This window comes from Embleya sp. NPDC050493 (assembly GCF_044458105.1).
Classification (GTDB): Bacteria; Actinomycetota; Actinomycetes; order Streptomycetales; family Streptomycetaceae; genus Embleya.
This window is the reverse complement of record NZ_JBITHP010000002.1, coordinates 418,234-442,542: the sequence shown is the minus strand read 5'-3', so window position 1 is coordinate 442,542 and position 24,309 is coordinate 418,234. Positions and strand designations below refer to the sequence as shown.

General features: G+C 72.4%; 19 protein-coding genes. 4 read left to right on the top strand and 15 right to left on the bottom strand.

Features of this window, described 5'->3' with window-relative positions:
• Positions 1 to 8: 8 nt before the first annotated feature.
• Entirely contained in the window at positions 9 to 1,031 is a 1,023-nt protein-coding gene (gene nusA / locus ACIBM5_RS05260; protein WP_396005478.1) for a transcription termination factor NusA, read from the bottom strand.
• Between the two features lie 3 nt (positions 1,032 to 1,034).
• Complete coding sequence (rimP, locus tag ACIBM5_RS05255) at positions 1,035 to 1,586, bottom strand: ribosome maturation factor RimP (protein WP_396005477.1); 552 nt, start codon at positions 1,584 to 1,586, stop codon at positions 1,035 to 1,037.
• A 221-nt stretch (positions 1,587 to 1,807) separates the two neighbouring features.
• Here rimP and ACIBM5_RS05250 point away from each other — a divergent pair, with 221 nt between their 5' ends.
• Genes ACIBM5_RS05250 through ACIBM5_RS05240 form a run of 3 tightly spaced genes read left to right on the top strand, consistent with a single transcriptional unit; the run spans position 1,808 to position 3,677 of the window.
• Complete coding sequence (locus ACIBM5_RS05250; protein WP_396005476.1) at positions 1,808 to 2,281, top strand: hypothetical protein; 474 nt, start codon at positions 1,808 to 1,810, stop codon at positions 2,279 to 2,281.
• Positions 2,278 to 2,763 (top strand): ferritin-like domain-containing protein, encoded by a 486-nt coding sequence (locus tag ACIBM5_RS05245; RefSeq protein ID WP_396005475.1) that lies wholly within the window; start codon positions 2,278 to 2,280, stop codon positions 2,761 to 2,763. The genes ACIBM5_RS05250 and ACIBM5_RS05245 overlap by 4 nt, the downstream gene beginning before the upstream one ends.
• Positions 2,760 to 3,677: an aminoglycoside phosphotransferase family protein gene (locus ACIBM5_RS05240; protein ID WP_396005474.1), complete on the top strand. Its 918-nt coding sequence runs from the start codon at positions 2,760 to 2,762 to the stop codon at positions 3,675 to 3,677. Before ACIBM5_RS05245 ends, ACIBM5_RS05240 begins: the two co-directional genes overlap by 4 nt.
• Before the next feature lie 27 nt (positions 3,678 to 3,704).
• On the opposite strand, the gene ACIBM5_RS05235 is transcribed toward ACIBM5_RS05240, so the two are convergent.
• The 12 genes from ACIBM5_RS05235 to ACIBM5_RS05180 form a co-directional block, all read right to left on the bottom strand.
• Entirely contained in the window at positions 3,705 to 4,232 is a 528-nt protein-coding gene (locus ACIBM5_RS05235) for a GNAT family N-acetyltransferase (RefSeq protein ID WP_396005473.1), read from the bottom strand.
• 58 nt (positions 4,233 to 4,290) lie between these two features.
• Positions 4,291 to 5,148: a GNAT family N-acetyltransferase gene (locus ACIBM5_RS05230; RefSeq protein WP_391582788.1), complete on the bottom strand. Its 858-nt coding sequence runs from the start codon at positions 5,146 to 5,148 to the stop codon at positions 4,291 to 4,293.
• A gap of 125 nt (positions 5,149 to 5,273) precedes the next feature.
• Positions 5,274 to 6,767 carry an alpha/beta hydrolase gene (locus ACIBM5_RS05225; protein WP_396005471.1) on the bottom strand — a complete coding sequence of 498 codons (1,494 nt, stop codon included), beginning with the start codon at positions 6,765 to 6,767 and terminating at the stop codon, positions 5,274 to 5,276.
• Positions 6,764 to 8,215 (bottom strand): alpha/beta hydrolase, encoded by a 1,452-nt coding sequence (locus tag ACIBM5_RS05220; protein WP_396005470.1) that lies wholly within the window; start codon positions 8,213 to 8,215, stop codon positions 6,764 to 6,766. The genes ACIBM5_RS05225 and ACIBM5_RS05220 overlap by 4 nt, the downstream gene beginning before the upstream one ends.
• A 227-nt stretch (positions 8,216 to 8,442) precedes the next feature.
• The gene (ispG, locus tag ACIBM5_RS05215; RefSeq protein WP_396005469.1) at positions 8,443 to 9,600 is read right to left on the bottom strand and encodes a flavodoxin-dependent (E)-4-hydroxy-3-methylbut-2-enyl-diphosphate synthase; all 1,158 of its coding nucleotides are present in this window, start codon (positions 9,598 to 9,600) and stop codon (positions 8,443 to 8,445) included.
• 157 nt (positions 9,601 to 9,757) lie between these two features.
• Positions 9,758 to 11,059 carry a M50 family metallopeptidase gene (locus tag ACIBM5_RS05210; RefSeq protein WP_396005468.1) on the bottom strand — a complete coding sequence of 434 codons (1,302 nt, stop codon included), beginning with the start codon at positions 11,057 to 11,059 and terminating at the stop codon, positions 9,758 to 9,760.
• A complete protein-coding gene (gene dxr / locus ACIBM5_RS05205) occupies positions 11,056 to 12,318 on the bottom strand; it encodes a 1-deoxy-D-xylulose-5-phosphate reductoisomerase (RefSeq protein WP_391582792.1) in 1,263 nt (420 codons plus the stop codon). The genes ACIBM5_RS05210 and dxr overlap by 4 nt, the downstream gene beginning before the upstream one ends.
• Positions 12,319 to 12,445: 127 nt before the next feature.
• Entirely contained in the window at positions 12,446 to 14,371 is a 1,926-nt protein-coding gene (locus tag ACIBM5_RS05200) for an acyl-CoA dehydrogenase family protein (RefSeq protein ID WP_391582793.1), read from the bottom strand.
• Positions 14,372 to 14,493: 122 nt separating this feature from the next.
• Positions 14,494 to 15,807, bottom strand: coding sequence for a VWA domain-containing protein (locus ACIBM5_RS05195; protein WP_396005467.1), 1,314 nt, complete (start codon positions 15,805 to 15,807; stop codon positions 14,494 to 14,496).
• A gap of 153 nt (positions 15,808 to 15,960) precedes the next feature.
• Positions 15,961 to 17,403: an aldehyde dehydrogenase family protein gene (locus tag ACIBM5_RS05190; protein WP_391582794.1), complete on the bottom strand. Its 1,443-nt coding sequence runs from the start codon at positions 17,401 to 17,403 to the stop codon at positions 15,961 to 15,963.
• A 107-nt stretch (positions 17,404 to 17,510) separates the two neighbouring features.
• Positions 17,511 to 19,031 carry a PucR family transcriptional regulator gene (locus ACIBM5_RS05185; protein WP_396005466.1) on the bottom strand — a complete coding sequence of 507 codons (1,521 nt, stop codon included), beginning with the start codon at positions 19,029 to 19,031 and terminating at the stop codon, positions 17,511 to 17,513.
• A 43-nt stretch (positions 19,032 to 19,074) separates the two neighbouring features.
• A complete protein-coding gene (locus tag ACIBM5_RS05180) occupies positions 19,075 to 21,450 on the bottom strand; it encodes a hypothetical protein (RefSeq protein ID WP_396005465.1) in 2,376 nt (791 codons plus the stop codon).
• 417 nt (positions 21,451 to 21,867) lie between these two features.
• On the opposite strand from ACIBM5_RS05180, the gene gabT reads away from it, so the two are divergent.
• Complete coding sequence (gene gabT / locus ACIBM5_RS05175) at positions 21,868 to 23,223, top strand: 4-aminobutyrate--2-oxoglutarate transaminase (protein ID WP_396005463.1); 1,356 nt, start codon at positions 21,868 to 21,870, stop codon at positions 23,221 to 23,223.
• 134 nt (positions 23,224 to 23,357) lie between these two features.
• Here the strand turns inward: gabT and ACIBM5_RS05170 are convergent, their stop codons facing one another.
• Positions 23,358 to 23,801: an anti-sigma factor antagonist gene (locus ACIBM5_RS05170; protein ID WP_396005462.1), complete on the bottom strand. Its 444-nt coding sequence runs from the start codon at positions 23,799 to 23,801 to the stop codon at positions 23,358 to 23,360.
• Between the last annotated feature and the right edge of the window lie 508 nt (positions 23,802 to 24,309).

Genomic DNA, 24,309 nt, shown 5'->3' with positions numbered 1-24,309 from the left:
GTTCAAGTCTACCGCTCCTCACCGCGACCTGGTTCGGCCGACCGTCCCCGGTCGTCCGATTCACCGGTCTCGGTGTCCGGCCGGATGTCGATGCGCCATCCGGTCAATCGCGCGGCAAGTCGGGCATTCTGTCCCTCCTTGCCGATCGCCAGCGAGAGCTGGTAGTCGGGCACGGTCACCCGGGCGGAACGCGCGGCGAGGTCAACGACCTCGACCTTGCTCACCCGCGCCGGGGACAGCGCGTTGGCCACCATCCGGGCGGGGTCGTCCGACCAGTCGACGATGTCGATCTTCTCGCCGTTCAACTCGGCCATGACGGCACGCACGCGCGCCCCCATCGGCCCGATGCACGCGCCCTTGGGGTTGAGCCCGGCCCGCGTGGAGTAGACGGCGATCTTGGAGCGGTGGCCGGCCTCGCGGGCGATCGCGGCGATCTCGACGCTGCCGTCGGCGATCTCCGGGACCTCCAGCGCGAACAGCTTCCGCACCAGGTTGGGGTGGGTGCGCGAGAGCGTGATGGACGGCCCCTTGGGCCCACGCCGCACCTGTACGACATAGCAACGCAGGCGCATGCCGTGCGCGTACCGCTCGCCCGGTACCTGCTCCTGGGGCGGCAGGATCGCCTCGATGCGACCCAGGTCCACCAGGACGTTGCGGTTGTCCTTGCCCTGCTGGACCACGCCCGCGACGATCTCGCCCTCACGGCCGGCGAACTCGCCGAACGTGATCTCCTCCTCGGCGTCGCGCAGCCGCTGCAGGATCACCTGCTTGGCGGTGGTCGCCGCGATCCGGCCGAAGTCGTCCGGGGTGTCGTCGAACTCGCGAACGCGCTGCCCGGCCTCGTCGGTCTCGGTCGCCCACACGGTGACGTGACCGGTGGAGCGGTCCAGCTCCACCCGCGCCTTGGGCAGGCTGCCCTCGGTGCGGTGGTATGCGATCAACAGGGCCGATTCGATGGCCTCGACCAGGAGGTCGAACTTGATCTCTCTTTCGCGCTCAAGCCCGCGCAGGGCGCTCATGTCGATGTCCACGTCCTACGCCTCCTCGTCCATGGTGTCGTCGTTGTCGGGGTCGATGTCCTCGACCTCGGTGTCCTCGTCGTCCTCGGCGGTGGCCGCCGGGTCCGCGCTCCTGCGGTTGAACTCGACCTGCACGACCGCCTTGGCCACCTCGTCGTACGCCAGCCGGCGCGGCTTGCCCTCGACGTCCAGCTCCACGCCCTCGGCGTCGCTCGCGCCGATCCGGCCGGTCACGGTGCCGCCGTCGTGCAGCTGGACCTGGACCAGCCGATCCGCCGCGCGGCGCCAGTGGCGCTCCAGCGTCAGCGGGCGGTCCACGCCCGGGGTGGTGACTTCCAACTGATAGGGCAGGCTGCCCAGGACGTCGCTCGGGTCCAGCACGTCCGAGACGGCCCGACTGACCTCGGCCACCTTGTCCAGGTCGACGCCGTCGTCGGCGGCCACCATCACGCGCAACACGCGGCGCTTGCCGGCGGGGGTGAGGGAGAGATCCTCCAGATCCACGCCCACCGTCGATACCACTGGCTCCAGCAACTCCCGCAGCCGGTCCAACGTGGTGGTGCTCATCCGGGTGACTCCTCGGCTGCGTGTGCTGTTGTCTCAGGTGCGTCGACCGCCGGGGCGGGTCGTGGAAGGACAACAGTATCCGGTCCGGAGCCCATCTCGCGCACGTCCGCCCGGCGTACGCCCGATGTCCGCGGAGGTTCGCACGCCCGCACATGCGGTAGCGTCCGACACGGCCAGGGGCCGGCAACGGACATCACGGACGAGGGTCAGGAGCGGGACGCATGCGCGACGCGGGGCCGACGCGACGGGCCGTCCTCGGCACCGTGGCCGCGGCGACGATCGCCGCCACGATCGCCGGTTGCGACGACGGCGGCGGGGGCTCGGGCCAGGGGCGGCGCAAAGCGGACGACGCGGCGCGGCAGCGGGCCCACGCGGCGACCGGGGCGCTGCTCGCGCGCTACGACGCGGTCGCCGCCCGACACGCCCCGCTGGCCGAACGCATCCGGCCGCTGTCGGTGGAGCTGCGCCAACACCTGACCGCCTTCGCCGGGGGCGCGTCGCACTCCGCGCCGCCCACCGGCAGCGCGCCGGACGACCTCGCCGCCGCGAGCGCCGGGCTCGCCGACGGGGCGCAGCAGGCCTCCGACGAGCGGCTGACCGGACTGGACGCGGTCTCCCCCGAACTCGCCCGCACGCTGGCCGCCACCGCCGCGTGCCTGGCGGGTCACGCCCAACTGCTTCGGAGCGCATCGTGAGCACGCCGCGGCCGACCCCGTCCGGGTCCGCCACCCCCGAGGTCAAGGCACTGCGCGACGCGCTGGACGCGGAGCACGCGGCCGTCTACGGCTACGGCGTGGCCGGCGGCCGATTGACCGGTGCCGCGCGCACCCAGGCCCGCACCGCGCTGGATGCGCACCGGGCCCGCCGGGACACGATCGCGCGGCTGATCGCCGACCGGGGCGCGGCGGCGCAGCCGGCGGCGCCCGCGTACACGATCCCGTTCGCGGTGGCCACGCCCGCCGACGCGACCCGGCTGGCGGTCTACCTGGAGGACGGAGTCGCGCTGCATCTGGGCGAGTTGGTGGCCGCGGCCGGGGCGCCGTTGCGCGCCGAGGCGGCGGGCTGGTTGCGCGAGAGCGCGGTGTGGGCGGTGCGCTGGCGGGGCGCGAGCACCGCGTTCCCGGGGCTGCCCGCGCCCGCCGACCCGGCGGCGCCGACGACCGGGAGCCGCACGTGAGCGATCGGGTCGAGGTCCCGGAGCGCTTGACCCGAACCGCTCTGCGGTGGTGCGGCGAGGAGGTGGCCCGCCCGTGGCTGGCGGGGCTGCCGGACGCGGTCGCCGAGTACGCGCGGCGCTGGGAGCTGACCGTGGAACGGGCCGTCATTCCCGGCGGCGCACTCAGCCTGACCCTCCTGGTCCGGCGCCCGGACGGCACGCCGGCCACCCTCAAGCTCGGCCTGATCGACCGCTACACCGCGCACGAGGCGAGCGCGCTCGCGCTGTGGAACGGCGTCGGGGCGGTTCGCCTGCTCGACGCGGATCCCGAGCACGGCGCGCTGTTGCTGGAGCGCCTCCAGCCGGACGTGTCGCTGCGTTCGCTGGCCGAGGACCGGGCGATGCTGGAGGCCGCCGAGGTGGTCCGCAAATTGTGGGTGGGCCCGCCCGCGGACTGCGCGATCGAGCCGGTCGCCGATCGGGCCGAACACTGGGGCGAATCGATCCCGCGCCGGTACGCGGACCTGGCCGGCCCGTGTCCCGCGGCGCTGGTCGAGGAGGCGGTGACGCTGTGCCGCGAGCTGGCCGCGTCGCAGCCCGAGGTGGTGGTCCTGCACACGGACCTCCACCACGGCAACGTGCTGGCCGCCGAGCGGGCGAAGTGGCTGGCCATCGACCCGCGGCCGATGCTCGGCGAACGGGCTTTCGATCTGGGTGCGCTGGTGCGGGACCGGATGGCCACGGTGGTCGCCGAGCCGCGCCCGCAGGCGCTGGTCCGGCGGCGGGTGACCTGGCTGGCGAACGCCTTGGACCTGGACGCCGAGCGGGTGCGCGGTTGGGCGCTGGTGCAGGCGCTGGCGCTGGGCCTGTGGTGCATGTCGGTCGAGGATCCGGTGGGCGAGGACCTGCTGTCCGTCGCGGAGTGGCTGTCCTGATCCGCGATCCCCGGCCGGGTCGGCGGGTCACGTGAACGGCAGGACCGCGCCCATCACCGCGTAGGGGCGGGCATTGCCCGGGAACAGCACCGGGCGGGCCAGGTCCACGAAGCCCAGGCCGTGGTACAGCCGGCGGGCCGGCGTCGGTTCGTCGATCGCGGACAGCAGGATGTGCGAGCGGTCCTGGCCCCGGCACAGCAGCGTGATCAGGGTGCGTCCGATGCCGTGCCCCTGCCAGCGCGGCAACACGTGCAGTTCGCCGACCACGAACGACTCGTCCAGCCAGGCCCGGTGTCCGGCCCGGGCCAGGTGCGGTTCGATCACCAGGCTCCACCACTGATCGGTGAGGTTGGGATAGCCGTACCCGAATCCCACCAGCCGACCGGCGGCGTCGAACGCGCCCAGGGAGCGCACTCCGGCGAAGGTCGCATGCCGTCGCATTATCCGCTGCCGCACCGCGATCTCGTCGTCGGCCAGACCGAACGCGCCGGCCTGGACGTCGACCGCCTCGTCCGCGTACTCGGCGAGATCGACGACCCGGCACGTCCACTCCATCAGCACACGCACTCCCTGGGGTCGGATCGTCGCCGCTGTCCGGACACCACGGACCGGATCAGAACAGCACGCTCATGAAGGCCCCGGTCTCGGCGAAGCCGACCCGCCGGTAGGCCGCGCGCGCGGGGCCGTTGTAGCTGTTCACGTACAGGCTGGCGATCGGGGCCACCTCGCCGAGCGCGTGGCGCAGTACGGCCGCCATGCCGATCTCGGACAGGCCCTCGCCGCGCCGCTCGGGGGCCACCCACACGCCCTGGATCTGGCACGCGTGCCGGGTGACCGCGCCGATCTCCGCCTTGAACACCACCTTGCCGTCCTCGATCCGGGCGAACGCCCGCCCGCCCGCGATGAGTTCGGCCACCCGGGCGCGGTAGAGGGTACCGCCGTCGCCGATCAGCGGCGAGACGCCGACCTCCTCGGTGAACATCGCCACGCACGCGGGCATCACCAGATCCAGCTCGTCCGGACGCACCCGGCGCACCAGCGGATCCGGGGCCACCTCGCGGGACGGTTCCTCGGCGACCATGAGCGGCTGCACCGGCCGGACCTCGCGGGCCGGCCCCCACACGGGTTCGAGCAGGCGCCACAGGCCGGCGGCCGCCTCGGCCGGGCCGACGATCGACGAGCAGCGCCGGCCCTGCCGGCGGGCCCGCTCGGCGAACGAGCGTATGGCGTCCGGTCCGGCCTCGACCGGGACCAGGTTCGCGCCCGCGTAACACAGCGACGTCAGCCGCCCGCCCTCGTAGTAGCCCCACAGTTCGCCGCCGAGCCGCCACGGGTCGACGCCGGCGAGTCGGACCCGGGACGCGACGAAGACGTTCGTGACGGGGTCACGGTCGAGCAGCGCCTGGACGGCGGACAGGTCGGTCCCGTCCAGGACCTTGGTGGAAACCGAGCTCAGCACGTGCCTCACCATGCCATCGGGCGGACCTTGGGGAAATGCCAGTCTTGCGGCACCACCCTATGCAGGTCCGGGCCGCCTGTGCCGCCCGGGAGGCGGCGGGATCGGCGGCCGGGGCCGGCGGGCCCCCGGCGGGCGGGTCAGCGGTGCGGGTGCACGACCGCCGATCGGCGCGGGTCGGGGTCGGTCGGAGCCGGTTCGGTGCACTCGACGTCGGTCGCGGGCAGGGTGCCGTCGACCAGGTAGGCGGTGCCTCGGTCGTCGACGCACGGACCGTCGACGAGGTAGTGCCCGTGGTTGCCGTTGCCGCGCACGGTGAGCAGCCGCGACGAGGGCAGCGCCGCGTGCATGCGCAGGGCCCCGTCGTAGGGCGTCGCCGGGTCGCCGACGGATTGCACGAGCAGCACACCGGGCAGGCCGGCGCCGTCGATCCGGGTCGGCGGCGCGGTGTTGCTCTGGAGGTACAGGCACGCGCCGGGGGAGGCGATGGCGGCGCCCAGCGCGCCGTGCCGGGCCCGGAGCACGGCCATGTCGCGTTCGAACACCGACTCGTCGGCCGGCGCGGGCGCGTCCGCGCAGGTGACCGTCTGCATGACCGACTCGAAGTTGACCTCGTCCGGGGTCGCCGGTTTGCGCCCGGCGATCAGCGCGGCCGGATCGCCCGACGCGTAGTCCGCGAGCGCACCGGACATGCTCGCCCAATCCCGGTCGGTGTACAGCTTGCCGAGCGTGTACTGGTCGAGTTCGACGCCGCCGAACACGCCGCCCGCCGGGTGTGCGGCGAGTTCGCCGCGCAGCCGGTCCCAGGTCGCCAGCACGGTCGTGCCGGTGTCGCCCAGGTGGAAGCGGTCCGCTCGGGTGGCGGTCCACTCGGCCCAGTCGTGCCGGCGCGCGTCGAACCCTCGGGCCTGCAGGAAACCGGTTCCGTACCAGACCTCGGTGGGGTCGACCAGGCTGTCGAGCAGCATCCGGTACACCCGGTTCGGGAAGAGCTGCCCGTAGACCGCGCCCAGGTAGCTGCCGTAGGAGTAGCCCAGGATCGAGAGCCGTTCGGCGCCGAACGCGGCCCGGACCAGGTCGAGGTCGCGGGCGATGTCCCGGGTGGTCAGGTGCGGCAGCAGCTCGCCGGCGGACCTGCGGCAACCGTCGGCGAACGCGCGGGTGGCGGCCAGGTGCGCCGCCCGGCTGCCGGGCATCGCCGGGTCTGGCCTGGGCGCGCGTCCGAAGGTCTCCGGGTCGGTGCACTCCACGCGCGTGCTGGTGCCGCGCCCGCGCAGGTCGAAGCCGATCAGGTCGTAGGCCCGGCGCAGCCGCTCGGGCAGGCCGCCGGCGAGCGCCGCCATCGAGCCGACGGCGGCGGCGCCCGGACCGCCGAAGTTGACCGCCAGGATGCCTCGGTACTCCGCCTTCGTCCCGGTGGCCGCGACCTTCGAGACGCCGACCCGGATCCGCGGGCCGGCCGGGCGTGCGTGGTCCAGCGGCGCGCCGATGGTGCCGCAGCGCTCCCCCGTCGCGGTGCCCGGCGGGCAGTCGCCCCACACGATCGGCTCGGTGTCCGCCCGGGCCGGACCGGCGGCGGTGAGCACGGCGGCGGTCAACGCGCCCGCCAGCAGGACGCGGACGGGGCGGGTCACGATGCCTCACAGGTGGTGTCGCGGCCCGGCGGGAGCGTGCCGTCGGTCAGATAGGCCGAGGCGGCCCGCAGGACGCACGGATCGGGCTGGAACGCGAGGATCCCGTGGTCGCCCTCGTCGAGCACGGTGATCAGGTGCGAGGAGGGCAGCGCCCGGTGCAGCGCGCTCGCCCCGGCGAGTGGGGTGGCCGGATCGCGGGTGCCCTGGACGAGCAGCACCGGCGGCAGGTCGTGCCCGTCGATCCTCGGCGGCGTGCGGGCGGGCACCGGCCAGAACGCGCAGGGTGCGTTCAGCCACGTGTTGGACCAGGTCACCAGGGGCGCGGTCAGGTCCACGGCGCGGGCGTCGCGGTCCCACACCGACCAGTCGCGCGGCCACGGGCCGTCGTGGCACTCGACCGCGGTGTAGATCGCGGTGCCGTTGGCGTCCTGCGCGGTGGGCGGGGCGTACAGCGCGGCCAGCGGCGCCGGGTCGCCCCGGTCGTGGGCGCGCAGCGCCTTGGCGAACTCCGGCCAGGCCTGTGAGTTGTACAGGACCCGAGTGGCGATGTCGCGCAATTCGGCGGGGCCCACGGTGCCGCCCGCGGGCTCGGCCCGGACGACGGCGAGGGTGCGGGCGAGCACGTCGTCCAGGTCGGCGCCCTCGGCCGCGACGAGGTCGCGCCAGCGGTCCTGGAAGGCGACGTCCTGACGCAGGTTGGATCCGTACCAGACCTGGTCCGGGCGGGGGTCGACGACGCTGTCCAGGATCATCCGGTCGACCCGCTCGGGGAACAGGTGTCCGTAGACCGCGCCGAGGTAGGTGCCGTAGGACCAGCCGATGAAGGAGATCCGGGGTTCGCCGAGCGCGGCGCGGAGCAGGTCGAGGTCGCGCGCGTTCTCCAGGGTGCCCAGGTGCGGCAGCAGGTCGCCGGCCCGCTCGGCGCAGCCACGGGCGTAGCTGCGGGCGCGCTCGATCAGCCGCTGCTCGTCCTGCGGTGTGGCGGGCACCGGGTCCGGCTTCGGGGCCCGGTCGAAGCTCGGGTCGACGCAGGAGATCGGGTCGCTGTGGTGGTTGCCGCGCGGGTCGACGCCGACGATGTCGTAGCTCTGTCGCACCCGTTCCGGCAGCGCGTGCCGCACCAGGTCGGCCAGCCACATGCCGCCGCCGCCCGGGCCGCCGGGGTTGACCACGATCGTGCCGCGCCGGGGCCGGCCGCCCGTGGCCCGTGCGAGCGAGACGCCCAGCGTGGTGGTGGGCCCGTCGGCGCGCGCGTGGTCGACCGGCACGGCCAGCGTTCCGCAGCGCAGTCCGGGTGCGGCGACGTCGGCCGGGCAGCCGCCCCAGGCGATGCCGGGCGCCGACCGGGCGGCCGGCCGATCGCCGGGGGCGGGCCCGCTTGCGGGCACCGCCGCGGTGCCCATGATCATGCCGGCGACGGCCAGTCCGGTCGCGATGATGCGTCCCACGCACGACGCCCCTCCCCCGGGGGCGGCGCCCCGATCATGTGTCTCGATGATCGGGGGCGATTACCGAAGGTAGGGGCGCATCAACGATATGTCACCCGGGTGGGCGAGTGGATTGATCCGGTCGGGCGGCGGGCCGGGCGCGTCGGCGGGGACCACGCGGGGTGGATCGGCCGAGTTTGCGTGCCCGGACCGAGTGGGCCGGAGAGCAGGTCGGTCGGGGGCTCGACTCAGGCGATGTCGACGATCGGTTCGCCGCTGATCACGCCGTCCGCCTGCATCTGCTCGGCGAGCTTGAGCGCTTCGTCGATCAGGGTCTCCACGATCTTCGACTCGGGCACGGTCTTGATCACCTCGCCCTTGACGAAGATCTGGCCCTTGCCGTTACCGGACGCCACGCCCAGGTCCGCCTCGCGGGCCTCGCCGGGGCCGTTGACGACGCAGCCCATCACGGCCACCCGCAGCGGCACCTTGAGCCCGTCCAGGCCCGCGGTGACCTCCTCGGCGAGCTTGTACACGTCGACCTGGGCGCGGCCACAGGACGGGCAGGAGACGATCTCCAGGCCGCGCTGCCGCAGCCCCAGGGACTCCAGGATCTGGTTGCCGACCTTGATCTCCTCGACCGGCGGAGCGGAGAGGGAGACCCGGATGGTGTCGCCGATGCCCTGCGCGAGCAGCGCGCCGAACGCGACCGAGGACTTGATCGTGCCCTGGAACGCGGGGCCGGCCTCGGTGACGCCCAGGTGCAGCGGGTAGTCGCAGCGCTCGGCGAGCAGCCGGTAGGCCTCGATCATCACGACCGGGTCGTTGTGCTTGACCGAGATCTTGATGTCCCGGAAGTCGTGCTCCTCGAACAGCGAGCACTCCCACAGCGCGGATTCGACCAGCGCCTCCGGGGTGGCCTTGCCGTGCTTGGCCAGCAGCCGCTTGTCCAGCGACCCGGCGTTGACGCCGATCCGGATCGGGGTGCCGGCGGCGGACGCGGCCTTGGCGATCTCGGCGATCTTGTCGTCGAACTGCTTGATGTTGCCCGGGTTCACCCGCACCGCGGCGCAGCCGGCGTCGATCGCGGCGAACACGTACTTCGGCTGGAAGTGGATGTCCGCGATCACCGGGATCTGCGACTTGCGGGCGATCGCGGGCAGCGCGTCGGCGTCGTCCTGCGAGGGCACCGCGACCCGGACGATCTGGCAGCCGGAGGCGGTCAGCTCGGCGATCTGCTGAAGCGTGGCATTGACGTCGGAGGTCAGGGTGGTCGTCATGGACTGCACCGACACCGGGGCGTCTCCGCCGACGGCCACGTTGCCGACCATGATCTGCCGTGACTTGCGGCGCGGCGTGAGGGGCCGGGCAGGTACGGACGGCATTCCGAGCTGGATCGCGGTCATCTTCGCTTTAGTCCCGTGGGTTCGGCGGGGTGGGTCGACTCAACGCTACGCCACCGCACACCGGTGCGGACGCGCCCGTACCCCCGTGCCGACCCAGCTGTTGCCTGATCGACACAAGCGGGCCGGCGGGGCGTCCTGTCGGGTGCTCTCCCGAGCGCTACGTCACCTTCACCGGGTTGATCAGGTCGGCGATCAACACCAGCACGGTGAAGGCGATGAAGATCGAGGCCACGACGTAGGCGACCGGCATCAGCCTGGCCACGTCGAACGGGCCCGGGTCCGGCCGCTTGCGCAGGCTCGCGATCCTGCGACGGATCGACTCCCACCACGCGCCGACCACATGACCGCCGTCGAGCGGGAGCAGCGGCAGCATGTTGAACAGGAACAGCGACACGTTGAAGCCCGCGATGATGAAGATCATCAGGCCGACGCGCTGGGACGCGGGCACGTCCAACGCGGCCACCTCGCCGCCGACCCGGGCCGCGCCGACCACGCCGACCGGGGAGTCCTGGTCGCGTTCGTCGCCCTGGAAGGCCGCGCCCCACAACGCGGGCACCTTCTGCGGGATGCGCAGCAGGCTGTGGAACGCGCTCTTGACCAGATCGCCCGTGTACTCGACGGACTCGGCGGCGCTCTGGCGCTGGATCCCTCGCGCCGGACTGATGCCCAGGAAGCCGGTGGTGACGTACTGGTCGGCCACCGGGCGTCCGTCACCGTCGAGCTTGATCATCTTGTTCTGTTCGAGCACGGGCTTGAGGGTGATGAGTTCGCCCTTGCGGTCGACCACGAGGGTGACCTCGCCGGACGACTTGCGGATCAGGCCCTGGAGCTTGTCGTAGTCGCCAATCTTTTGACCGTTGAACGACACGATGCGGTCGCCCGGCAGCAGACCGGCCGCCTTGCCGGGAGCCGCCTTGGCGCCCTCGGGGCACTTGTCGGTCTTCGCGTCGGCGCTGACCACGCACTCCGAGACGGTGCTCACCGTCGAGGTGGTCTCGAGGATCCCGAAGCCCATCAGGTACACCGCGAGCAGCCCGATGGCCAGGATCAGGTTCATGAACGGCCCGGCCAGCATGATGATCGTGCGCTGCCACGGCTTGCGCTGATAGAACATCCGGTCCTCGTCGCCGGGACCGACCTCCTCGTAGGACGCCTCACGGGCCTCCTCGATCATGCTGCGCCACGGTGAGGTGCTGCGGGCCTGCACCTTGCCCGACGCGTCGGGCGGGAACATGCCGATCAGCCGGCAGTAGCCGCCCGCCGGGATCGCCTTGAGCCCGTACTCGGTCTCACCGATCTTCTTCGACCACAACGTCCTGCCGAAGCCGACCATGTACTGCGGCACCCGCACACCGAACATCTTGCCGGTGATCAGGTGGCCCGCCTCGTGCCAGGCGATGGAGAACAGCAGGCCCACGACAAAGACGACGATGCCGAGGATCGTCATGAACAGGGTCAACGGGGTTCTCCTCCGTGGGCGATGATCTCGCGTGCCCGTCGGCGCGCCCAGTCCTCCGCGTCGAGGACGTCCTCCAGCGTCAGCCGGTTGCCGTCCCCACGTACATCATGCTCGCTCACGACGGCGGCGACCGTGTCGGTGATGCCGTTGAACTTCAGGTGTCCCGCGATGAACGCGTCCACGCACTCCTCGTTGGCCGCGTTGAACACGGCCGGCGCGGTGCCACCGGCGCGCCCCGCGGCGCACGCCAGCTCGACCGCCGGGAACGCCTCGTGGTCGAGCGGGAAGAACTCCCACGTGGCCGCCTTGGTCCAGTCGCAGCCCGCCGCGACGTCCGGCACCCGGTCCGGCCAGGACAGGCCGAGCGCGATCGGCAGCCGCATGTCCGGCGGCGACGCCTGCGCCAGGGTCGAGCCGTCCACGAACTCGACCATCGAGTGCACGATCGACTGCGGGTGCACGACGACGTCGATCCGGTCGAACGGGATGTCGTAGAGCAGGTGCGCCTCGATCACTTCGAGCCCCTTGTTGACCAGGGTCGCCGAGTTGATCGTGATCACCGGGCCCATGTCCCAGGTGGGGTGGGCCGCGGCCTGCTCGGGCGTGACGTCGACCAGGTCGGCGCGGCTGCGACCGCGGAACGGACCGCCGCTGGCGGTCACCACGAGCCGCTTGACCTGGTCGGCACGGCCACCGCGCAGGGCCTGGATCAGCGCCGAGTGCTCCGAGTCGACCGGGACGATCTGGCCGGGCTTGGCGATCGCCTTGACCAGCGGGCCGCCGACGATCAGCGACTCCTTGTTGGCCAGCGCGAGAGTGCGGCCCGCGGTCAGCGCGGCGAGGGTGGGGGCCAGGCCGATCGAACCGGTGATCCCGTTCAGGACCACGTCGCACGGGTGCGCGGCGAGCTCGGTGGCGGCGGTGGGGCCGGCCAGGATGCGCGGCAGCTTGTACTGCCCCTTGGCGTAGCCGCGGCGCTGCGCCTCGGCGTAGAAGGCCAGCTGCAGGTCCTGGGCGGCGGACGCCTTGGCCACCGCGACCACCTCGACCTCCAGTTCGAGCGCCTGTCGGGCCAGCTCGTCCACCCGGCCGCCGCCGGCGGACAGGCCGACGATCCGGAACAGCTCGGGGTGGGCGCGAACCACGTCGACGGTCTGGGTCCCGATCGACCCGGTGGAGCCGAGCAGGACGATGTCCCGCCGGGTGGTCGACTGGTCGGGGGCGGCGAAGGGCGCGTACGGATCGGCCAGGGAGTCCATCCGACCATTGTGGCCCGCGCCGGCCCGGCGCCGAGCGCAGGTCGGCCGATTGCCCACGCGAGCCGGCCGCGAACGGTGCGGGTCGGCGCATGCGGCCGGTGGGAGGCTCCCGCCGGCCGCATGCGGATCAGCCGACGGGTCGGTGCACGTTGTCGACCCTGGTGGGGCCGGGCGTCGCGTCGGCGATCCAGGGGCCCTCGGTGGACGGGTCGAGCACACCCTCCTCCAGCCACAGATGCCGGCCCGCGAGCACGCCCTCGACCGCCTTGACGTCCAACGCGTCGGTGTTGGTCCACAACCGGCCGAACAACTCGTCCACCCGGATCTGCGCCTGCCGGCAGAACAGGTCGGCGAGTTCGTATGCCGCCCGGCCCTGTTCGAGGTCGCGCCGGCGCAACATGTCGGCCCGCACGCACACCGCGCTCATCGCGAACAGTTCGGCGCCGATGTCCACGATCCGGCCGAGGAAGCCCTGCTTGCGCTCCATCGCGCCCTGCCAGCGGGCCATGCCATAGAAGGTGGAACGGGCCAGCCGACGCGAGGAACGCTCGACGAAGCGCAGGTGCGCGGCCAGGCTCGGCGCGCCGACCGGGGCGAACTCGCGGTAGGAGGTGGGCACCTGGCCCTTGCCGGTGACCAGCTTGGGCAGCCACTTGGCGTAGAAGACGCCCGCGTCGGCGGCGGCCTTGCCCTTGGCCTTCAGGTCCGCCTCGGGGTCGATGATGTCGCCGGCCACGGCCAGGTGCGCATCCACCGCCTCGCGCGCGATCAGCAGGTGCATGATCTCGGTCGAGCCCTCGAAGATCCGGTTGATCCGCATGTCCCGCAACATCTGCTCGGCGGGGACGCCGCGTTCGCCGCGGGCGCGCAACGAGGCGGCCGTCTCGTAGCCGCGACCACCTCGGATCTGCACGAGTTCGTCGCTGACCGTCCAGCCCACCTCGGACGCGTACAGCTTCGCCAGTGCCGCCTCGATCCGGATGTCGCGGCGGCCCTCGTCGGCCATCCGGGCGGTCAGCTCCAGCACCGCCTCCAGCGCGAAGGCACTCGCCGCGATGTAGGCGATCTTGCCCGCGACCGCCTCGTGGCCGGCGATCGGCCGGCCCCACTGCTCGCGCTCGCCCGCCCACTCGCGGGCCACCTTGAGCGACCACTTGGCGGCACCGGCGCACATCGCGGGCAGCGAGAGTCGGCCGGTGTTGAGGGTGGTCAGCGCGATCTTCAGGCCCGCGCCCTCGGCGCCGATCCGGTTCGCGGCGGGCACCCGGACGTTGTGGAAGCGGGTCACCCCGTTCTCGATACCGCGCAGGCCCATGAAGGAGTTGCGGTTCTCCACGGTGATGCCGGGGCTGTCCGCGTCCACCACGAACGCGGTGATGCCGCCGCGCCGGCCCTCCGCCTTGGGCACCCGGGCCATCACCACGAGCAGTCCGGCGACCACACCGTTGGTGGTCCACAACTTCACGCCGTCCAGGACGTACGCCTCGCCGTCCTCGGTGGGCACCGCGGAGGTGGCCAGTCGGGCCGGGTCCGAGCCGACGTCGGGTTCGGTGAGCAGGAACGCGCTGACCTCACGCACGCAGCGCGGCAGGAACTCGCGCTTCTGCGCGTCGGTGCCGAACATCTTGACCGGCTGCGGCACCCCGATCGACTGGTGCGCGGACAACAGCGCGCCGAGCGCGGCGTTGACCGAGCCGACCAGGACCAGCGCCTTGTTGTAGTAGAGCTGGCTCAGGCCCAGGCCGCCGTACTCCGGGTCGATCTTCATGCCCAGCGCGCCGATCTCGGCCAGGCCCTTGATCACCTCGTCCGGGATCCGCGCGTCGCGCTCGATCACCGTGGGGTCCACCCGGGTGGAGAGGAACTCGCGCAGCACCGCGAGGAATTCCTCCCCCCGACGGATCTCCTCCGGATCGGCCTCGGGATGCGGGTGGACGAGGTCGAGTCGAAAACGCCCGAGGAAGAGCTCCTTGGCGAAACTGGGCTTGTCCCAGTCCTGTTGCCGGGCTTCCTCGGCAACCTTGCGGGCTTCGCGTTCGCTGACAGGGGGCATGGCGGACTCCTCGCGGACTCGCAGCGGAACCGACGTTGTTACCGACCGGTGTTACCTGCCCGTGCACGTCCACTGAATGCCGAGTGACATCCATTTGTCCAGAGCTGCGGCCACTTGGCGGATCAGCGACCCGCGATGCCTCGCGCGCGGGCCGCGGTCAGCCAGGTGGAGAATTCGCCGAGCAGGCGGTCGTGGAGTTGCTCGTCGGTCAGCGCGTCGATGTCCTCCTCGCCGAAGTGTCCGACGTTGGGCACGCCCTGCCGTGAGCGCCTGAGTTCGCGTCGCAGAATGGGCCGAATCAGGAAGTTGGATTCGGCGATCACTCGCTCCTGGTGCTCGGGATCGGGCTCGCCCCAACACAGGTGTGGACCCACCTCCACGAACTGCCAGAACGCGGGGCGGCTCTCCGCGTCCTTGACCAGCGCCTTGACCCCCTGGACGTCGATGGCTCCGTCCGACAGGAACACCACCAGCGTCGGTCCGCCTCCCGGTGGGGGCACGTGCCGATCGAGAATCGTGCGGACGGCGGCGACCGCGTCGGTAGCCGTGCCCAGGTTCAACCGCGCGGTCACGGCACTCGTGTCGACGTGGGGCAACCACTCGGCAATACGCGGGACGTACAACGGCGGGAGAAGCAACCTTCGCTCCGCGAAGGCCCAGACCTCCATGACCTCACCGGGGTCCAGTATCGCCGCCACCGACGCCAGCCGTTCCACCATCCGGGCGACCACGCCGCTGCCGTACAGGGATGTCATCGAGCCGGACACATCCAACACCATGACCACCCGACCACGAATACCGGCGAGTCCGCGTGCCCGCAGGTAGTCGGCGACCTGCTGCTTGCGCAGCGCGATTCGCGCGTCCAAGGCGCGATCCGTGGGTCGCGAGAGCGACCCGGGCACCGGCCCGGCGATCGCGACGGGAGCGAAGGCGTGGATCACCTCGTGTCGGATCGGCACATCCGGCAGGCCGCCCGCAAGCCCTTGCCCCACGGCCGTCAGCCGCCATCCGTCCGGGCCCCGACCCACCTCCGCCAGTACGAGTGCGGTCTCGGTGTGGCCCGAGACGGGCCAGGTCGCGAACGGCTTGCTCGCGCTGTACGCGTACACCGTGAGCCCCGGGAACCTCGCGAGCGGCAGGTCGCCGATCGAGGCCACCACGACGATCCGGGCCACCCGCGCGGGCAGTGCGGACGGGGTGATCCGGATGGTCGCGGTGCTCGCGTCGGCGCCCAGGAACCACACCGCGCCCGACGCGGCGGTCGGCTCTGCGCGGCTGACGACCGCGTCCCGCGGTGCGCAGACCCGTCCGTCCGCGCCGAGCAATAACGCGTACAGATCCACGCGCGGCATCGCCTCCGCGGCCGGCCAGGACAACATGAGGTCGGTGATCGCGTCCGGCAGCGACGTACTCGTGCCCGGTTCCAGGGTGCTCATCCCACCACCATGTCGGGCCCGCCCGCCCTCCGACGTGCGAGTTCACAGATCTGCGGGGAGCCCCTCGTGGCCGAACCCGGCATCGGCCCCGGAACGTGCGAAAGGGCCCGGCGGCACCACCCCAGGTGGCCGGGCCCTTCGTCGAAGGGGTGCCTACAGGGCCAGGCCCGTGAGCACCATGACGCGCTCGTACGTGAAGTCGGTCATCGCGTACGTGACGCCCTCGCGGCCGACGCCGGAGTTCTTCGCGCCGCCGTAGGGCATCTGGTCGGCGCGGTAGGAGGGGGCGTCACCGATGATCACGCCGCCCACCTCCAGTTCGCGCTGGGCCCGGAAGGCGGTCTGGATGTCGTGGGTGAACACTCCGGCCTGGAGGCCGAATTCGGAGTCGTTGACCGCGGCGAACGCGGCGTCCGTGCCGTCCACCCGGGTCAGCGTGAGCACCGGGCCGAAGACCTCCTCGCAGGCGATGGTGACGCCGGCCGGGACCTCGCTGAGCACCGTCGGCGCGTAGGAGGCGCCGTCGCGGGTACCGCCGGTGAGCACCTTGGCGCCGGCCTGCACGGCCTCGTCCACCCATGCCTGGACCCGCTCGGCGGCGGCGACGCTGACCAGCGGGCCGACGTCGACCGTGTCGTCCTCGGGGTCGCCGGTGACCTGGGCGGCCACCTTCGCCACGATCTTCTCCACGAGGCGGTCGTAGACGCTCGCGTCGGCGATCACCCGCTGCACCGAGATGCAGGACTGGCCGCCCTGGTAGTTGGAGAAGGTCGCGATCCGCTGCGCGGCCCACTCCAGGTCGGCCTCGGAGGACCAGTCGGCGAGCACGACGGCGGCGGCGTTGCCGCCCAGCTCCAGCGTGACGTGCTTGCGCGGCACCGAGTCCATGATGCTCCAGCCCACCGGGCCCGAGCCGGTGAACGAGATGACCGGCAACCGCTCGTCCTTCACCAGCGCCGGCATCCGGTCGTTGGGCACCGGCAGCACGCTCCACGAACCGGCGGGCAGGTCGGTCTCGGCCAGGATCTCGCCGAGCACGAGCGCGGACAGCGGGGTGGCCGGCGCGGGCTTGAGGATGATCGGTGCGCCGACCGCGATCGCCGGGGCGACCTTGTGCGCGACCAGGTTGAGCGGGAAGTTGAACGGCGCGATGCCCAGCACCACGCCCTTGGGGATCCGGCGGACCAGCGCGTAACGACCGGTGCCACCCGCATCGGTGTCCAGGCGCATGCCCTCGCCGTTGAACCGGCGGGCCTCCTCGGCCGCCCAGCGGAACACCGACACCGCGCGGCCGACCTCGCCGCGCGCCCACTTGATCGGCTTGCCGTTCTCGGCGGTGATCAGTCGAGCGATCTCCTCGGTGCGCTCGCCGAGCCGCTTGGCCACGTGGTCCAGGGCCGCGGCGCGCCGGAAGGCGGGCAGCGCGGCGAACTCGTGCGCGACGGCGTGCGCCGCGGCGACGGCCTCCTCGATCTGCGCGTCGGTGGGCTCGGAGACCCGGCCGACGAGCCGGCCGTCGTACGAGTTCGTGACGTCGAAGGTCGTCTCGCCGACGGCCTGTCGGCCCGCCGACCAGAACGCGTGGGTGGTGGTCACTGCTGCTCCTTCTCCGTCAACGGGCGCCGATGATCCCGGTGACCCAACGGTAGGCCGATCGGGCGCACGCGGTTTTGTCCATCTCGGCGAATCGCATTTCGCCGGTACTACGACTTGTCCTCACGGTCCCGGCTCGGGTCGCGCAGCGCGAACCACAGTTCGGCGCGGGTGTCCGGATCGTCCAGAGTACGGCCGAGGATCTCCTCGGCCCGGCGGATGCGATACCGCAGTGTGTGCCGGTGCACGCCCAGGTCGCCGGCCGCCGCGTCCCACTGCCCGTGCCGGGCCAGCCACGCGCGCAGCGAGCCGATCAGATCGCCCCGGCCGCCCGCGTCGTGCGCACGCAACGGGGCGAGCAGTTGCTCGGCCCACGCATGCACGGCGTCCCCGTCCAGCAGTGGCAACAACCCGCCGGCATCGCGGCCGTGCACGGTCAGCGCCTTCTCCGAGCGCAGTCCCACCGCGTGCGCGCCCAGGGCCTGCCGATAGCCGTCCGCGGCGGCGTCCGGCTCCACCGGACCGGACACGCCCGCGATCAGCCCGGGCAGGTCCGTCGGCTCCACCGGCTCGACCGACTCCGGCAGCACCAGCACCGTCGCCCCGCCCAACTCGCCGGTGAGCGCGGGTGTGCCGGCCCGGACCGCCCGCGTGCACAGCCGTTCCGCGAACGCCGCCACGACCTGCTCGGGCCCGGTGGCCACCAGCACCCGCCACGGTCCCGGCGGCAGGTCGGCCGCGATGTCGCGGGCCAGGTCGGTCGGCGTCGCCCGCTCGCCGGTGAGCAGCAGCCGCAGCAGCGCGGTGCGCATCCGGGCGCCCGCGTCGGCACTGGCCCGGGACTGTTCCAGGGCCAGCGTCAGCAGCGAGGCCGCGGTGCCCAGGGTCTGCCGGTCGGCGGTGCGCGGCGGCCGGTCGGTGCCCACCGCCAGGAAGCCGCTGATCCGCCGCTCCGCACCCAGCGACTGCACCACCACGCGCCCGTCGCCCCCGATCCCCGGCAACGACGCGGAGGACGGCGCGGGCATCCCACGCAACTTCTCGATGTCGGCGCGCAGGCCGTCGGTACGGGCCCGGGCCGCGGCGGGCGCGACCTGGCGCAGTGTGCCGTCCGCGTCGTACAGCGCGGCCCAGCCGTCCAACCGGGCCGCGAGCCGGCGGATCAGCGTCGCGGGACCCTCGCGCCCGGCGGCGGCCCGGGTCAGCTCCTGCTGGACCGCGAAGCCGGTGGTGACGGTCTCGTACTGCTCGGCCGCCAGCGCCGACGAGACCACCTTGCTGATCGCGATGAACGGCGTCGGACGCGGCACCTCGAACACCGGGAAGCCGTACGCCTCGGCGACCTCGACGATCACCGCGGGCACCCGGTCCAGGGTCAGGCCCACCCCGATCCCGAGCCCGGCCACCTCGGCCGCCGCGAGCCGCTCGACGTAGGCACGCCGCTCGGCGTTGGTGCGGCCGAGCTTCATCCCGGTGGTGAGCAGCAGTTCGCCACCCTCCAGATAGGGCGTGGGATCGGCGAGTTCGCTGGTGTGCACCCACCGCACCTCGCGCTCCAGCCCGCCCTTGCCCGCGAGCACCCGCAGGTCGAGGGCGGGGGCACGGACCAGGGAGGCGAGGGTGGGCGGCATGTCGTTTTGTCCAAACCGGAGTGGGAGAGGCTTCCAGTCTGACTCAGCGGCCGAGATCGATCAGCACGGGAGGGGTTCGCTCGCCCTTTCGGGTGGTCAGGCTGACGACGGCGTGCCGGGTCGGCAGGTCGCCGGTGATCTCGTTCGGGGACCAGCGATAGCGCTCGACGGTGCGGGTGGTCACCCGCTCGGACCGCCCACTCGCCTTCTCGCCGAACAGCGCGCCCAGCACCGAGTAGCGGATCCGCTTGACCAGCCCGCCCTCGGGCGTGCCCATGGTGATCGACTTTTCCTGCTCCTTGGTCATCCCCCAGTACTCGGCGAACAACTCGGCATCGGTGCGCGACGCGCCCGGTACCACCGCCTTGCAGCCGGCCGCGGCGAACACGGTGTGCCGCAACGCGGGGGCGAGGTCGTCGAGCGAGCGCACCGACAGGACCAGGCCGGCCCGGCGGTTGCGGGCCCATTGCAGGCCCTTGGCCGCGTACTCGTCCACCAGCCGCCCCGCGTCGTCGGCGACCAGGCACGCGAACACCTTGCGCGGCCCGCGCTCGCGCCGGGGCGTGGCCATCGCCTGGACGAACTGGGACAACACGAGCCGGCCGATCAGCCGGGCCGCCTCGGGGTGCGCGGCCTCGTTCAGCGCGATCCGCACCCGCAGCGGCCGGTCGATGTCGCCCGCCGCGAAGCGCTGCCGATCGGGGTGGAACAACTCCGCGACGCCGGGTCGCTCCAGCACCGCCAGGCGCTGCACCAGCATCCGCGCGTCGTCGTCGCCGCGCGCCATCGCGCGCAGCGCCCGCTCGTGCTCGGCGTACCGGCCGGCGGCCCGCAGCGCGCGCTCCAGTGCGGCGAGCGCGGCCTCGGTGCCGTCCAACAGGTCGAGCAGCGTGCCCACCTCGGGATAGCGGCCGTGCCCGGCCACGTACGCGCCGAGCACCTGGCGCAGCGCGTTGCCCGCGGCGTCGCCGAGCCCGATCATGTTCGGCGGCAGCGCGGCGGCGGCGAGCCGGTCGGCGGCGTCCTCGGGCGAGGCCGCGCCGCCGTACAGGTCCAGGCCCGAGGGCGAGTCCGGGTCGCCGACGATGACTTCGAGGTCGTAGCCGCCCGGGCGGTCGAATTCGTCGCCCTTGGCGTCGATCACCACCAACGACGCGGAGCCGGTCAGCGCGCGCAGGCTCATCGTCTCGACCACCGGCTCCAGCAGCCGGGCCGGCTCGCCGGCCCGGGCCGCACCGACCACGAGCATCGAGGCGCCGAGCACGTCCGGATCGAGGGCGAAGGGGGTGTCCCGGTACAGCGGCGGGTTCTTCGGGTGGTCGGTGCCCACGCCGACCCGCACCTGGCCGGCGAACAGGTCGTGTTCGGCCCGTCGGGGCCGCAGGTCGCGCTGCCCGGAGCCGTGCCGACAGGCGGCGGCGCCGTGGTCGACGACCTCCTCGGCCACGTCCGCGAGGTATTCGGAGTCCGTCGCGCCGGCCTCGATCACCCGGCGCAGCCGCAGGTAGTCCACGTCCCGCACCCGGCCCGCGGACACCTCGTGGTCGAGCACGTCGGCGGCCTCGTGTTGTCCCGCGTCGCGCAACTCCGGCCACAACTCCGCGTCGGCGACCTGCGCCTCCTCGGTTTCGGGCGCGGCCTGCTCGCCGGGAGTGCGCAGGTACGGCCCGAGCACCACCTCCCAGCGGCCCAGCGTCGCGGCCGCGTACAGGAAACCGCCGTTGTAGAGGAGCCGGACCAGCCACTGCCCGTCGTGCAGCAGCCCGCGCGGGAAGATCAGCAGCAACAGCGCGACGAACGGGCGCATCAGCGCGATCCAGGCGACGAAGCCCAGGACCAGGAACAGCGCGGCGCGGCGCCACTGTTCGGGGCGCGGGCGTCCGTTCAGCTCGGCTCGGCGGTCCAGCCGTTGCCACCACGGGCGCAGGAACGGCCAGGCGATCTCGTGCCATCGGCCGAGGTAGCCGAACAGCACGAACAACACCACGTAGAGCAGGTTGTTGAACAGCAGCGGCCACATGAAGGTCGGGATGATCTTCCGGACCAGCCAGACGTAGGCGACGATCACCCAGTTCAGGCTGAGCACCGCGATCACCAGCCACAACACCGCACGCCGGACCAACGCCGCCTCCGGCCGGGTGCGTGCGTCGCGCTCGGCCGCCCGCAACCTGATCTCCCGCTCGTCCCGGCCGTAGCCGTACACGCCGGGGGCCTCCCGGTGTCGCGGGCCGCGCAGCCAGCCGCGCAGGTCGAAGCCGTCGGGATCGACGTCGCGCTCGGCCGCGGTCGGGGCCGGCACCCGTGCTCGGGCGGCCCGCGCGCGGCGGATCGCGGGGGCACCAGAGCCCGTCGGGTCGGCCCCGAAGACCTCGGCCTCGACAGCCGGCGACGCCGGGGAATCCGGCCGTTCCACGTCCACGTCTCGCCCTCCCGGAACCACACCCTGACCGGAACTCAATCTAGTGCCGCACCCGGCGACGTTCACCCCGTCGCGGCGCCCGGCACGGCACCTCGCCGCCGCGCCGAAACGTCCGAGTACTTCCGGTACGAGAACGTTCCGGCAGCACGCCGATGCACCGCACCGAACACCACGACGGGGCAAACGTCGCCGGGCGGGACACCAGGCGCCGCGCCCACCGTCGTGATGATCATTCCGGCGCGAGTCCGCGACGAGTTCACGAGTTGTTCTGCCCGATCGGCATTTGTCCATCCCGGACACAAGCAACCGGGTGATTAACCGATGCGGCGCATGCGGCGAACGCGGCCCGGCGCCTAGCCTGCCGATAGGACCGCGGTGCCACCGCGAACCCCCCGCCTCGACCCACAGGAGACCAGCATGGGCGCTTCGCAGCCCGGCGGGCCCTCGCTCCCGCAGGAGCGCCGGCTCGTCACCGCCATCCCCGGCCCGAAGTCGACCGAGCTGATGACGCGTCGCAACGCGGCGGTCGCGCGCGGCGTCAGCACCACCCTGCCGGTCTTCGTGACCCAGGCGGGTGGCGGCGTGGTCGTCGACGTGGACGGCAACTCGCTGATCGACTTCGGCTCCGGCATCGCGGTGACCAGCGTCGGCAACTCCGCCGAGGGTGTCGTGCGCCGCGCGTCCGAGCAGCTTCAGCGGTTCACCCACACGTGCTTCATGGTGACCCCGTACGAGTCGTACGTGGCGGTCGCCGAGCAGCTCAACGAGCTGACCCCGGGTGATCACGACAAGCGCACCGCGCTGTTCAACTCGGGCGCCGAGGCGGTGGAGAACGCGGTCAAGATCGCGCGTGCCCACACCAAGCGCCCCGCGGTGGTCGTGTTCGACCACGGCTATCACGGTCGCACCAACCTGACCATGGCGCTGACGGCGAAGAACATGCCGTACAAGGAGTCGTTCGGCCCGTTCGCCCCCGAGGTCTACCGGGTCCCGGTCGCCTACCCCTACCGCTGGTTGACCGGCGCGGAGAACTGCGCCGAGGAGGCCGCCGCGCAGGCGATCGACATGATCACCAAGCAGATCGGCGCGCACAACGTGGCCGCCGTGGTGATCGAACCCGTGCTGGGCGAGGGCGGCTTCATCGAGCCGGCCAAGGGCTTCCTGCCCAGGATCGTCGAGTTCTGCAAGGCGAACGGCATCGTGTTCGTGGCGGACGAGATCCAGACCGGCTTCTGCCGCACCGGCCAGTGGTTCGCGTGCGACGACGAGGGCATCGTGCCGGACCTGATCACCACCGCCAAGGGCATCGCGGGCGGCCTGCCGTTGGCCGCCGTAACCGGGCGCGCCGAGATCATGGATTCCGCCCATGCGGGTGGCCTCGGTGGCACGTACGGCGGCAACCCGGTCGCGTGCGCCGCGGCGCTCGGCGCGATCGAGACGATGCGCGGCCTCGACCTCAACGGCGCGGCCCGCCGGATCGGCGAGATCATGCTCGGCCGACTGGGCACGATGAGCGAGAAGTTCGCCGAGATCGGCGAGGTTCGCGGTCGCGGCGCGATGATCGCGATCGAACTGGTCGAGCCCGGCTCCAAGAAGCCGAACGCGGAGCTGGCCGGCGCGGTCGCCAAGGCGTGCCACGCGCGGGGTCTGCTGGTGCTGACCGCCGGCACCTACGGCAACGTGCTGCGCTTCCTGCCGCCGCTGGTGATCCCCGAGCACCTGCTCGTCGAGGGCTTGGACGTGCTCGAGGAGGCGTTCGCCGCCTCGGTCTGAGCCGGCCGCGACAGCACGAACCCCCGTCCGCCGGAATGCTCCGGTGGGCGGGGGTTCGGTGTCTCGGATGGGAGTCGCGGCGTCCGCCGCGGACCGGCCGACCGCGGTGCCGCGGTGCCGTGATCGGGGAGCGCTCAGAGCCGCGGTCGGCGCGGCGCCGGGGCGATCCGCTCGACCATGCTCAGGCCCGGGACCGCGTCCCAGCCGCACAGTGCGAGCACTCGCGACATCTGCCGGCTCGCGCCGATCAGGATCATGTGTCCGCCGCGCCGGGACAGCGCGCCGGCCTGGTCGACGAACACCCTCAGGCCGGCGACGTCGATGAAGGCGAGCTTGCCGACGTCCACCCGGACGTCGCCGCCGTCGCGGGACGCGGCGGCCAGGACGCGGCGCACCACGTCCACGTTCGCGAGGTCGATCTCGCCTTCGAGTCGCAGGCCGCGCGGCCGGGTCGTGCGCACGACGCGCAGCTGGCGGTCGCTGGTCAGGACCACGCCCATCGCACCCGCGCCCCGACCCGGTCGGGGTTCCACCGAGGAATCGAACACGGCACCGCCCGCCTTGACGCCCTTGGACACCACCGGAACCTCGGTCCGGCGGACGCGCCCGCTCCCCGCAGGGGCCGGGATGCACGGCACGCGGTATGTCGAGTAATCGGACTCTTCAACCACCTGGCCAACCCTACCTTTGCGTGCTGACAGCAGAGGGGCGATCGACGACATTGCGTCAATGCCACGTCACTCGAGTAACCGTCGATTTGCCCTGCTTACGGATGTTCTCCGCGTACTTGGACTCTCCCGGGTGGTCGGACTCACGCGACACGTGCTGTGACGCCGCTCACACCCTTCATTGCTCCAACGTACAGCGTGTATGTCCCGCCTTCCAGACCGTGGAGAACGTGTGCAGGCTTTGTGTGAAGGCCGCGCGTCGGGAACCCGCCGACCTGTTCTCCGCGTATCTTCGAGTGAGATGCACAGACCTTCCACCGACGCCGGCCCTGAGCAAGCCGGCGGCCGCCCCGGGACAACGCCCCCCGTTCCGGGGCGGTGGTCTGTTCACTCACAGTACACGCGCGGCCTCGCACTG

Coding starts and splice junctions, on each gene's coding strand:
- rimP (WP_396005477.1), bottom strand. CDS start 1,586: ATGAGCACCACCACGTTGGACCGGCTGCGGGAGTTGCTGGAGCCAGTG.
- ACIBM5_RS05250 (WP_396005476.1), top strand. CDS start 1,808: ATGCGCGACGCGGGGCCGACGCGACGGGCCGTCCTCGGCACCGTGGCC.
- ACIBM5_RS05235 (WP_396005473.1), bottom strand. CDS start 4,232: ATGGAGTGGACGTGCCGGGTCGTCGATCTCGCCGAGTACGCGGACGAG.
- ACIBM5_RS05230 (WP_391582788.1), bottom strand. CDS start 5,148: ATGGTGAGGCACGTGCTGAGCTCGGTTTCCACCAAGGTCCTGGACGGG.
- ispG (WP_396005469.1), bottom strand. CDS start 9,600: ATGACCGCGATCCAGCTCGGAATGCCGTCCGTACCTGCCCGGCCCCTC.
- dxr (WP_391582792.1), bottom strand. CDS start 12,318: ATGGACTCCCTGGCCGATCCGTACGCGCCCTTCGCCGCCCCCGACCAG.
- ACIBM5_RS05200 (WP_391582793.1), bottom strand. CDS start 14,371: ATGCCCCCTGTCAGCGAACGCGAAGCCCGCAAGGTTGCCGAGGAAGCC.
- ACIBM5_RS05195 (WP_396005467.1), bottom strand. CDS start 15,807: ATGAGCACCCTGGAACCGGGCACGAGTACGTCGCTGCCGGACGCGATC.
- ACIBM5_RS05185 (WP_396005466.1), bottom strand. CDS start 19,031: ATGCCGCCCACCCTCGCCTCCCTGGTCCGTGCCCCCGCCCTCGACCTG.
- gabT (WP_396005463.1), top strand. CDS start 21,868: ATGGGCGCTTCGCAGCCCGGCGGGCCCTCGCTCCCGCAGGAGCGCCGG.